Here is an 11,605-nt window from a genome sequence, read left to right as displayed (position 1 = left end):
GATGTCGAACGGCGTCGGGACCGTTCGTAGCCAGGGTGAGAGACCGGCAACGGGCCGGTCGCCACTCACCGGAGGCCGACGATGTCCGTCACCACCGCCCAGCCCGCCGCCACCCTGGAGGCCGTGAGCGCCACCCTGACCATCGCCGCGTCCGCCTCGGCCGTGTTCGCCGTGCTGGCGGACCCCACCACCCACGCCGCGATCGACGGCACCGGCTGGGTGCAGGAACCCGCCGACCGGGCGCCGCTGACCGGGGCGGGTCAGCTCTTCCGCATGGACATGCACCACGCCGACCACCCGAACGGTGACTACCAGGTGGTCAACAAGGTCGTCGTGTTCGACCGGCCGCGTGCCATCGGCTGGCTGACCGGCTACCGGAAGGACGACGGCGACCTGGAGTTCGGCGGCTGGGTCTGGCGGTACGACCTGACCCCGCTCGGCCCGTCCGAGGCCGAGGTCACCCTCTCCTACGACTGGTCCGCGGTGCCGCCGTCCGTCCGCGAGTACCTCCAGTTCCCGCCCTTCGGGCCCGACCACCTCGTCAACTCGCTGCACCACCTGGCCGAACTCGCCGCCTGACCGCCACCGGCGACCACTCCCGAGGAGCAAGCATGGCCACCACCTACACCTTCGACGTCTTCACCAGCCTCGACGGCCTCGGCGCCCATGACGGCGACTGGGGCGGCTACTGGGGCAAGCAGGGCCCCGAGCTGCTCGCACGCCGCTCGGCCCTGTTCGACGAGGAGCAGCGGATGGTCTTCGGGGCCACCACGTACCGGGCGTTCGCGGCGATGCTGGCGGCGAGCAGCGACGGGGACGACGTCCGTGACCCGTGGGTCACCCGCATGCGGGACCTCCCGGCGACCGTCGTGTCGTCAACGCTGCGGGAGCCGCTCGACTGGCCGGACGCGACGGTCGTCGGCGGCGACCCCGTCGAGATCGTCACCCGGCTCAAGGAGGAGTCCGACGTGCCGCTGCGCTCGCACGGCAGCCTGTCGCTGAACCGGGCGCTGATGGCCGCGGGGCTGGTCGACCGCGTGCACGTGACGCTGTTCCCGGTGCTCTGCCCGCGGACCGGGGTGGACCCGGTGTTCGGTGGTGGCGACGACTTCGACCTCGAACTGCTCGAGAGCCGGACGCTCGACGGCCACACCCAGGAGCTCGTCTACCGGCCCACCAGGCACGGCTGAGTCACGCGGCCGGGCGTGCGCGGTCCTGGGGCCAGCGCGACGGTGACCGGGCCGTGTGCTGGGCGACGGCACCCGCCACGGCCGCGCCGACGCCCTGCATGGCGAGCGTCCCGTCTCGCTGCGCGGCCCGCTGCCCGCCGGTCGGGGCATGAACCTCGGAAACCCAGTTCTCACAACCGATTCACATGATCGATACAGCCCTGGCACCTACCGAAATTCTCTACCACTGGGCGCTGCGTACCGACCGTCGGCCGATCCATTTGTGACCGCCGCCGCTGCTGTCCCACCTCCTAGGAGTCATTCATGAGGTGTTCACCACAGTCGAACGGCCCGAACCGGACGAACGCGGCGCCGTTCTCGCGGGCGGACCGGCTGCGGACCCGCTGGGAGACAATGCGAGTATCAGCGGCGGCGGCACCTGGGGGCGGTCTTCGATCACCGACGTGACCTGCGGTCCTTCTACCGAGTCGGCACCACTTGGCTCGCTCGGGGGACTAGCCTTGGGGTGCAGTCCGTACCACTAACAGATCGAGATAGATAGAGGCGAGTGCCTGCCGTGTCCAGCAGCAGCCCTGCGTCGCAGTTCGGCCCCAATGAGTGGCTCGTAGAAGAGATGTACGAGCAGTTCCTCGCTGACCCGTCGTCAGTGGACTCAGCGTGGCATGACTTCTTCGCCGACTACAAGCCGACACAGCGCGTGGCGAACAAGGCCGCGGGCGAGACGAAGAGCAACACCGGGACGGCCACGGTCGCCAAGACCACCAAGCCGACACCTCCCAAGGCTGCCCCCACGGCCCCCACGAAGGCCGAGTCCTCGAACGGACAACCGCAGGCCCAGCAGAAGGCGACCCCGAGGCAGGAGCCGAAGCCGGAGCCCAAGCCCGCTCCGAAGCCGGCCGCCGCCAAGACCGAGACCAAGCCCGAGCCCAAGCCGGCGGCCAAGCCCGCCGCCGCGAAGGCCGAGGGCGAAGAGGTCAAGCCGCTGCGTGGCGCCGCGGCCATGATCGCGAAGAACATGGACGTCTCGCTGACGATCCCGACCGCGACCAGCGTGCGCGCCGTGCCCGCGAAGCTGTTGTTCGACAACCGCATCGTGATCAACAACCACCTGAAGCGCACGCGCGGCGGGAAGGTGTCGTTCACGCACCTCATCGGGTACGCGCTGATCCGCGCGCTGCGGGACTACCCGAACATGAACCGGCACTACGCCGAGGTCAACGGCAAGCCGAACGTGGTCACCCCCGAGCACGTCAACCTCGGCCTCGCCATCGACCTGCCCACCAAGGACGGTGGCCGCACGCTCGTCGTCGCGTCCATCAAGAACTGCGAGGGCATGACCTTCCAGCGGTTCTGGCAGGCCTACGAGGAGATCATCCGCAAGGCCCGCAACGGCGCGCTGACCACCGAGGACTTCGCGGGCACCACGATCTCCCTGACCAACCCGGGCACCATCGGCACCAACCACTCGATGCCGCGCCTGACCAAGAACCAGGGCGCGATCATCGGCGTCGGCGCCATGGAGTACCCGGCGCAGTACCAGGGCACGAGCGAGCGCACGCTGACCGAGCTCGGCGTCAGCAAGATCATCACGCTGACCTCGACCTACGACCACCGCATCATCCAGGGCGCCGAGTCCGGCGAGTTCCTGCGCCGCGTGCACCAACTGCTGCTGGGCGAGGACGGCTTCTACGACGACATCTTCACGTCGCTGCGGCTGCCCTACGAGCCGGTGCGCTGGGTCGAGGACATCCCCGAGGGCGAGATCGACAAGACCGCGCGCCTGCTCGGCCTGATCGACACCTACCGCACCCGCGGCCACCTGATGGCCGACGTCGACCCGCTGAACTACCGCCAGCGCAAGCACGAGGACCTCGACATCCTGTCCCACGGCCTCACGCTGTGGGACCTGGACCGCGAGTTCCCCGTCGGCGGGTTCGCCGGCAAGCAGCGCCTGAAGCTGCGGGACGTGCTCGGCGTGCTGCGCGACAGCTACTGCCGGACCGTCGGCGTCGAGTACACCTACATCCTCGACCCGGCCGAGCGCCGCTGGATCCAGCAGCGCGTCGAGGTCCCGCACGCCAAGCCCGCGCAGGCCGTGCAGAAGTACATCCTGTCGAAGCTGAACGCGGCCGAGGCGTTCGAGACGTTCCTGCAGACCAAGTACGTCGGCCAGAAGCGGTTCTCGCTGGAGGGCGGCGAGTCGGTCATCGCGCTGCTCGACACGATCCTCGACAAGGCCGCCGAGTACGAGCTGGACGAGGTCGTCATCGGCATGCCGCACCGCGGCCGCCTCAACGTGCTCGCCAACATCGTCGGCAAGCCGATCAGCCAGATCTTCCAGGAGTTCGAGGGCAACCTCGACCCCGGTCAGGCGCACGGCTCCGGCGACGTGAAGTACCACCTCGGCGCCGAGGGCAAGTACTTCCGCATGTTCGGCGACGGCGAGACCAAGGTGACACTGACCGCCAACCCGTCACACCTGGAGACCGTCGACCCGGTCCTGGAGGGCATCGTCCGCGCCAAGCAGGACCTGCTCGACAAGGGTTCCGAGGGCGGCTTCACCGTGCTGCCGGTCGCGCTGCACGGTGACGCGGCGTTCGCAGGCCAGGGCGTGGTCGCCGAAACGCTGAACCTGGCGCTCCTGCGCGGCTACCGCACCGGCGGCACCGTGCACGTGATCATCAACAACCAGGTCGGCTTCACCACCGCCCCGGAGCACTCGCGGTCGTCGCAGTACGCGACCGACGTGGCCAAGATGATCCAGGCGCCGGTGTTCCACGTGAACGGCGACGACCCGGAGGCGTGCTACTGGGTCGCGCAGCTGGCGATGGACTACCGCCAGGCGTTCAACAAGGACGTCGTGATCGACATGGTCTGCTACCGGCGCCGCGGCCACAACGAGGGCGACGACCCCTCGATGACGCAGCCCGCGATGTACGACATCATCGACACGAAGCGCAGCGTCCGGAAGACCTACACCGAGGCGCTGATCGGCCGTGGCGACATCTCCGTCGACGAGGCGGAGAAGGCGCTGCGGGACTTCTCTTCGCAGCTCGAGCACGTGTTCAACGAGGTCCGGGAGCTGGAGAAGCACCCGGTCGCGCCGAGCCCGTCGGTCGAGTCCGAGCAGCAGGTGCCCGCGAAGCTGTCGACCGCGATCACCCGCGACGTGCTGGAGCGGATCGCCGACGCGCACATCGAGCTGCCCGACGGTTTCACCCCGCACCCGCGCGTCAAGCCGGTGCTGGAGCGCCGCGCGAAGATGGCCCGCGAGGGCGGCGTCGACTGGGCGTTCGCGGAGCTGCTGGCGTTCGGGTCGCTGAACCTGGAGGGCCACATGGTCCGCCTGGCGGGCCAGGACTCGCGACGCGGCACGTTCGTGCAGCGACACGCGGTGATCGTGGACCGCAAGACCGGCAAGGAGTACGTGCCGCTGCAGAACCTCTCCGAGGAGCAGGGCAGATTCCTGGCGTACGACTCGGCGCTGTCGGAGTACGCGGCACTCGGCTTCGAGTACGGCTACTCGGTGGCGAACCCGGACGCGCTCGTGCTGTGGGAGGCGCAGTTCGGTGACTTCGTGAACGGTGCCCAGTCGGTCATCGACGAGTACATCTCCTCGTCCGAGGCCAAGTGGGGCCAGCGGTCCGACGTCGTCGTGCTGCTGCCGCACGGCCACGAGGGCCAGGGCCCGGACCACACGTCGGGTCGTATAGAGCGCTGGCTGCAGCTGTGCGCCGAGGGTTCGATGACGGTGGCCGTGCCGTCGACGCCGGCGAACTACTTCCACCTGCTGCGCCGCCACGCGCTCGACGGCGTGCAGCGCCCGCTGGTGGTGTTCACACCGAAGTCGATGCTGCGCAACAAGGCGGCGGTGTCCGCGGTGGAGGACTTCACCGAGGAGGCCAGGTTCAGCGCGGTCCTCGACGACCCGGCGAACCCGAACCCCGCCGACGTCCAGAAGCTGCTGCTGGTGTCGGGCAAGCTGTACTACGAGCTGGCCCACGAGCGCGAGGCCCGCGGTGCCACGGACGTCGCGATCGTGCGGCTCGAGCAGCTGTACCCGGTCCCGGTGAAGCGTCTCGGCGCCATCTTCGAGAAGTACTCGAACGTCGACGAGGTCCGCTGGTGCCAGGAGGAGCCCGCGAACCAGGGTTCGTGGCCGTTCTACGGCCTGCACCTGCGCGAGCTGTACCCGGACCTGCCGAAGCTCGTGCGGGTCTCGCGCCGCGTGATGTCCGCCCCGTCCGCCGGTTCGGGCAAGGTGCACGAGGTCGAGCAGCGGGAGATCATCGAGAAGGCGTTCAGCTGACGCGATGTACTTCACCGACCGAGGCCTTGAGGAACTGGAGGAACGCCGGGGCGAAGAGGAGGTCACGCTCGCTTGGCTCGCCGCCAAGATGCGCGACTTCGTGGACGCCAACCCGGAGTTCGAGAACGCGGTAGAACGCCTGGCCACCTACCTGGCGAGAGACGACGAAGACGACGAGTGACGTAGAAGCGCCCCGGGCCCGCCGCCCGGGGCGCTTCTTCGTCCCCGGCAACCCACCATGCCGCGGGAACGTCCCCCGTTCATGGACCAGAGCCTCCTCGACTTCACGGTGGACCTCGCCCGGCGCGCGGGCGCCTTCGCCGCACAGCGGTTCTTCGCCGGTGACGTGACGGCAACCCGCAAATCCGACGGAACGGAGGTCACAGCCACGGATCTGGCGGTCGAGGAACTGATCCGCGACGCGCTGGCCCGCCACGCACCCGGCGACGAGGTCTACGGCGAGGAGGCAGGCACAACCAAGGGCACGACGGGCCGCCGCTGGGTAATAGACCCGATTGACGGTACTTACTACTTCACCCACCGCATCCCGCTGTTCGCCACGATGCTCGCCTACGAGGACGAGCAGGGCCCGGCCATCGGCGTCATCCACGAGCCCATCGCGCGAAAGACGGTCTTCGCGGGTCGCGGGCTCGGGTGCTGGGTGGCCTTCGGTGACGTGGTCACCCGGGCCCGAGTCGGTGACCGGTCCCGGCTCACCGGTGCCCGCACCGTGATGGGCAATCCGGGCACCTGGTCGGAGGAACTGCTGGCAACCCTGCACCGGACGGTCTATCTCAGCTCAGTCGGCGACATGGCCGGCCTGGTCACCGGCGAACTGGACGCCATGGTGGTGGCCGGTTTCCCGATGGGCTACGAAGACCTGGCGCCGCTGCCGGTGATCGTGACGGAGGCGGGTGGGCGCGTCACCGACCTCACCGGCGCCCCGCTGCTGACCGGCAACGGCACCGTCCTGGTCACGAACAGCGTCCTCCACGACGAGTTCCTCGCGTTGCTCGACGGAATTCCGCACGCCCGCGACTACAAAAAACTCACGGGGTGAACCCCATCGTGCGGCCGCGGCCCCACAATCGTGGACAATGACGGTCGCGGACACCTCGAAAGTCGAGCCCAATGGGCGAGAAATGATTGCCATCGGGGTATTCCGAGCCCTTGAATACCCCGCTCACCTGATTGGCCCAGCGATTCAAGATCGACGACGACCGTCCGCTATCTCGATCTCTCACGACACCCGCCCCGATGCTCTGACCAGGTGAGACACCCACCCCGGAAGATTGAACCCACTATTTGCACCTGTGCGTCGGGCACCTTCCTGAGGATGCTCCTGGATGCAGCTCTTCAAACATTCCGAGCACAACTTTCCAGGAGGAGAAATGACTGCTGTCGCGACGCGCCAGGTGACGTACATGGTGACGACGACCGATTCGGGTCAGTGGCTCCACGCGCCGGGCACCGACTTCCTGTTCGCCTACATCGAGGATTCCTGGTCGCAAACGCTGAAGGACTCCGTGTCGCAGGCGTTCGTGAGCGCGCTCCAGATGTCGAACGTGATCAAGAAGGCCGTTCTCGACACGTCCGGCCAGGAGGTCGAGAACGGCCTCTACCTGCTGGACCAGACCGCGATGACGACCGCCATGAACTCCATCCAGGGGATGGGCGAGACCTCCGTGGCCCAGAACGAGGAGTCCGGCGAGGGGACCGCCGCGAGCATCAACGCCCAGTTCTTCGGCGTGATCCTGGCGGGCCTGAGCGGCGATGTCGCGCCCATTCTCGGTTACCTCAACGACGAGATGGCCAAGATCCAGGTGCAGACCAAGAAGAGCAAGGTGACCTCCGAGTTCGGCACGATCATCGGCCTCATCTCGGTCATGCCGGTCCTCAACGTCGTGGTGACGACCTTCCAGTACGCGTACTCCTCGTCGGAGACCGCGGACTGGTTCACCCACGTCACGTGCGGCAGCGTCGAGCACTACTCGTACGACTACAAGTTCACGGTCGTCAACTACAACTACGACCCGACGTCCTGATCGGAATCCCCATGCTTTCGGTCAAGATTTCGCTCGCTTCGCACATCGGTCACCGCACGCGGTTCGTCGAGCTGGTCGAGACTTCTTCGGCGGTCGAGATCTCGTTCGACGACGGTGCCCACACGTTCCAGTCCGAGGACATCGACATCGGCACGTTCACCGCGTTCGGGAACCGGCGGCTCGTGGGACGGCTCGTCTTCGACTACGTCTACGACGAGGCGCGGCACACCGTGACGGTCTGCGGTACGGACTTCGCCTCGGCGGACGGCTGCCGTCTCGTCACGTTCCCGGCGGGCACCGAGGAGTACTGCCACCACCGGGCCGCCAGGTCGGCGGGGTTCGTGGCGGACGATCTCATGGCGAACCCGCACTGGAACTGCCGTACCCCGGTGACCACCGGGGTCGACGAGGTGCTGAGCGGGCTGGCCAGGACCGCGAACGAGGCCCTCATCGCCGCGCTGAAGGACCTGCCCGGCGTGGTCGTCCAGGTCCGTACGGCACCGCCCGAGGTCTCGCCGGACGACTACCGGCAGTTGCTGGTCGTCTACCGGGACGGGGTCTTCCACGGCCTGTACGAGCCGGGGACCGAACTGGGCCCGCAGGACGAGGTGGTGACGATCGAGTCCGTGTGGGGCGGCACGGTGCACTTCAGCCTCCGTGAGGCCTTCGCGAACGTGATCGGCAGTACGAACGATCCGCACATCGCCGGCAAGACGTGGATCAACCTGTGGGCCGACCAGTTCGGTGTGTACCCGAACATCTGCACGTCCTACCGCTTCAACGGGTTCAACTGCGGCACGTCCTTCGTCGGCGGCCACATCATCACGGGCACGGTGGCGCGCTCGATGCCGAGGGGATCGGACTCGGTCTACATCATGCCGATCTGCCGACCCCACAACAACGACGACAACGTGTACATGGAGGCACTGCAATACCTGGACGGCATCTGGCTGAAGAACTACCTCGGCGGGCCGTGAGATGAGCGACGCCCCGGGTCCGTCGGGCCCGGGGCGTCGTCCGGTCACCAGGCGTACGCCTCCGGCGCGGGCTTCGCACCGTTCGGGCCCGGGGCCGGGAACAGCTCGTCCAGCTTGTCCAGCGTCTCCTGCTCCAGCTTCAGCTCCACCGCACGCAGGGAGCCGTCCAGCTGCTCCCGCGTCCTCGGGCCGATGATCGGCGCCGTCACGCCCTCCTGGTGCAGCAGCCACGCCACACCGAGGTCCGCCGGGTCCGCGCCGAGGTCCGCCGACAGCTTCTCGTACGCCTCGATCCGGTCGCGGTACTTCTCCAGCGCGTCCGCCGACCGGCCGCTCGCGGACCGCGACGCACCGCCCTCGCGCTGCTTGCGCAGCACACCGCCGAGCAGGCCGCCGTGCAGCGGGGACCACGGGAGCACGCCGATGCCGTAGTGCCGCGCGGCGGGCAGCACCTCCAGCTCCACCCAGCGGGTCATCAGGTTGTAGATCGACTGCTCGCTGACCAGGCCGAGGAAGTGCCTGTCGCGTGCCGCCTCCTGCGCCTGCGCGAGGTGCCAGCCCGCGAAGTTCGACGACCCGAAGTACAGCGCCTTCCCCTGTTGCCGCAGCACGGAGAACGCTTCCCAGATCTCGTCCCACGGCGTGTTCCGGTCGACGTGGTGCATCTGGTAGAGGTCGATGTGGTCGGTCCGCAGCCTGCGCAGCGACTCGTCCGCCGCGCGGCGGATGTTCAGCGCGGAGAGGAACCTCTCGTTGGGCCAGTCCCCCATCGAGCCGTACAGCTTCGTGGCCAGCACGGTCTTCTCCCGCCGGCCGCCGCCCTTGGCGAACCACCGGCCGATGATCTGCTCGGTGATCCCCTCCCCCTTCTGCCAGCCGTATACGTTGGCGGTGTCGAAGCTGTGCCGAATTTTCGCTCCGCAAGCTACGCGAAGATGATGCCGTGCTCGTGCGCGCGATCCATGATCGCGTGACCGTCCTCTTCGGACGTCTCGGGACCGAAGTTCATGGTGCCGAGCACGAGCCGGGACACGGAGAGGCCACTGCGGCCGAGCTGTGTGTACTCCATGAAAGCCAACCTATCCCCGGAGTAACTCCAGATGCACAACCAGCCTTTCCTGCACGAACTGGTCACCGCGGTGGCCGCACCGGCCACCGTCCTGTCGGCACCGGACGGCCAGCTCCGCCGCGACGGCGCGCAGGGCTGGCTGGTGGCTGACGTCCGTCATGTCGCCGAGCTGACCGTCGTGGTCGACGACCGTGAGCCGGTCACGCTCGGGCACCGGCAGGAGGGCCCGGACGGGCTTCGGTTCGTCGCCGCTGTCCGGCACCTCGGCGACGAGATCACCGAGCCGACGGTGCGCGTCGAGCGGCGCAGGCGCACCCGGCCCGACACCCTCGAGGAGACGGTCGCGCTGGTCAACGACTCGCGCCGGGAGATCACCACGACCGTGAGCGTGCGCCTCGCCGCCGACCTGGCGCCGGTGCTGGCGTTCCGCGTCGGGCAGCGGCCCGCGCTGGTGTCCCCGACGAGGGCGAACGGGCTCACCGAATGGGTGTCAGGTAGCCGGGTCACGCGCCTGACCAGCGACCGCGCGCCCGACGATGTGGTGCTCGACGAGCACGCCCGCCTCGACTGGCGCCTCACGCTCGCCCCGCGCAGCCGCGTGACGTGGACGCTCACGCTGACCGCGTCCTCCGCGAGCGACGACGCCGTGTTCACCGCGCCCGCCGACGTCCGGGCCACGGCCAACCTGACCAGCGTCAACCAGGACCTGGAGAAGCTGTTCCACACCGGCCTCGCCGACCTGGACCACCTGCTGCTGGCCGACGCCGCCGCGCCGGACGACGTGTTCGCCGCCGCGGGTGCGCCCTGGTACCTGACGCTGTTCGGCCGTGACTCGCTGTGGACGGCGCGGTTCGCGCTGCCGCTCGGCACGGACCTCGCCATGGGCACGCTCCGCACGCTCGCCCGCAGGCAGGGCACGAAACACGACCCGGAGACCGCGGAGGAGCCGGGCAAGATCGCCCACGAGATCCGCCGCGTGCCGTCCGATGTGGACCAAACCATGGGGCTGCCACCCGTCTACTACGGCACCATCGACGCGACCCCGCTGTGGATCTCGCTGCTGCACGACGCGTGGCGGTGGGGCGCCGACGTCTCGGACCTGCTCGATCCCCTGCGCCGCGCACTGGGTTGGGTGCTGTCCCACGACGGTTTCCTGTCCTACCGGGACGAGCTGGGCCGCGGCCTCGCCAACCAGGGCTGGAAGGACTCGATCGACTCCATCCAGGACGGCGCGGGGAACCTCGCCGAGGCGCCGGTCGCACTGTCGGAGGCGCAGGCGTACGCGCACCGCGCGGCACTCGACGCCGCCACCGTGCTCGACGCGTTCGGGTTGCCGGGCGCGGCCGAGGCGCGGGCGTGGGCGGAGCGGATGAACGGGCGGTTCCGGGAGGCGTTCTGGGTGCGGGACGAGGAAGGGCCGTTTCCCGCGCTGGCGCTGGACGCACAGGGGCGCCCGGTCGACGCCCTGGCGTCGAACATGGGGCACCTGCTGGGCTCCGGTCTGCTGACCGGTGACGAGGCCGCGCTGGTCGCGTCCCGGCTGGGCAGCGGGCGGCTGGACAGCGGGTACGGGCTGCGGACGTTCGACGGGACGCACCCGTACTTCAACCCGGTCGGCTACCACACGGGTTCGGTGTGGCCGCACGACACGGCGATCGCGGTCGACGGCCTGGCCCGCGAAGGCCACCCGGAGGTGGCGGCGGCGCTGGCCGCCGGCGTGGTGCGGGCGGGCGCCCACTTCGACCACCGGCTGCCGGAGCTGTACGGCGGCTGGGCTGCCGACGACGGCCCGCTGGTGGCCTACCCGTCGACGTGCCGGCCGCAGGCGTGGTCGGCGGCGTCGGTGTTCGCGCTGGTGTGGGCGGCGCTCGGCCTCACACCTGACGCGCGTGAGGTAAGGCCCTCGCCGGCGTTCGCGTCGTGGTTTCCGCTGACCGTCGACGGCGTCGTCCTGGGTGGCCGCCGCGTGCGGGTCACGGTCGACGCGGCGGGCTCGGTGACGGTGTCCTGACCGT

At 69.0% G+C, this 11,605-nt stretch carries 10 protein-coding genes; 8 read left to right on the top strand and 2 right to left on the bottom strand.

The window, feature by feature from the left end:
- Positions 1-81: 81 nt before the first annotated feature.
- The 7 genes from ACIBVP_RS16885 (at position 82) to ACIBVP_RS16855 (ending at position 8,521) form a co-directional block, all read left to right on the top strand.
- Positions 82-579 carry a polyketide cyclase gene (locus ACIBVP_RS16885; RefSeq protein ID WP_396107047.1) on the top strand — a complete coding sequence of 166 codons (498 nt, stop codon included), beginning with the start codon at positions 82-84 and terminating at the stop codon, positions 577-579.
- A gap of 32 nt (positions 580-611) precedes the next feature.
- A complete protein-coding gene (locus tag ACIBVP_RS16880) occupies positions 612-1,190 on the top strand; it encodes a dihydrofolate reductase family protein (protein ID WP_396107046.1) in 579 nt (192 codons plus the stop codon).
- 556 nt (positions 1,191-1,746) lie between these two features.
- Positions 1,747-5,499: a multifunctional oxoglutarate decarboxylase/oxoglutarate dehydrogenase thiamine pyrophosphate-binding subunit/dihydrolipoyllysine-residue succinyltransferase subunit gene (locus ACIBVP_RS16875; protein WP_396107045.1), complete on the top strand. Its 3,753-nt coding sequence runs from the start codon at positions 1,747-1,749 to the stop codon at positions 5,497-5,499.
- Positions 5,500-5,503: 4 nt separating this feature from the next.
- Positions 5,504-5,680 carry a DUF6104 family protein gene (locus tag ACIBVP_RS16870; RefSeq protein ID WP_396107044.1) on the top strand — a complete coding sequence of 59 codons (177 nt, stop codon included), beginning with the start codon at positions 5,504-5,506 and terminating at the stop codon, positions 5,678-5,680.
- Between the two features lie 81 nt (positions 5,681-5,761).
- Entirely contained in the window at positions 5,762-6,559 is a 798-nt protein-coding gene (locus ACIBVP_RS16865) for an inositol monophosphatase family protein (protein ID WP_396107043.1), read from the top strand.
- 331 nt (positions 6,560-6,890) lie between these two features.
- Positions 6,891-7,544: a hypothetical protein gene (locus ACIBVP_RS16860; protein WP_396107042.1), complete on the top strand. Its 654-nt coding sequence runs from the start codon at positions 6,891-6,893 to the stop codon at positions 7,542-7,544.
- A gap of 11 nt (positions 7,545-7,555) precedes the next feature.
- On the top strand, positions 7,556-8,521 hold the full coding sequence (locus ACIBVP_RS16855) for a hypothetical protein (protein WP_396107041.1): 966 nt from the start codon (positions 7,556-7,558) through the stop codon (positions 8,519-8,521).
- 44 nt (positions 8,522-8,565) lie between these two features.
- On the opposite strand, the gene ACIBVP_RS16850 is transcribed toward ACIBVP_RS16855, so the two are convergent.
- Together ACIBVP_RS16850 and ACIBVP_RS16845 are read right to left on the bottom strand one after the other, a co-directional pair.
- On the bottom strand, positions 8,566-9,432 hold the full coding sequence (locus tag ACIBVP_RS16850; RefSeq protein WP_396107362.1) for an aldo/keto reductase: 867 nt from the start codon (positions 9,430-9,432) through the stop codon (positions 8,566-8,568).
- A 14-nt stretch (positions 9,433-9,446) separates the two neighbouring features.
- Positions 9,447-9,590, bottom strand: coding sequence for a hypothetical protein (locus ACIBVP_RS16845; RefSeq protein WP_396107040.1), 144 nt, complete (start codon positions 9,588-9,590; stop codon positions 9,447-9,449).
- Between the two features lie 31 nt (positions 9,591-9,621).
- Between ACIBVP_RS16845 and ACIBVP_RS16840 the strand changes: the two genes are divergently transcribed.
- Positions 9,622-11,601: a glycogen debranching N-terminal domain-containing protein gene (locus ACIBVP_RS16840; RefSeq protein WP_396107039.1), complete on the top strand. Its 1,980-nt coding sequence runs from the start codon at positions 9,622-9,624 to the stop codon at positions 11,599-11,601.
- The last annotated feature ends 4 nt before the right edge of the window (positions 11,602-11,605 follow it).

This window comes from Actinophytocola sp. NPDC049390 (assembly GCF_044466355.1).
Lineage (GTDB): Bacteria > Actinomycetota > Actinomycetes > Mycobacteriales > Pseudonocardiaceae > Actinophytocola.
This window is presented reverse-complemented; position numbering and strand designations above follow the sequence as displayed.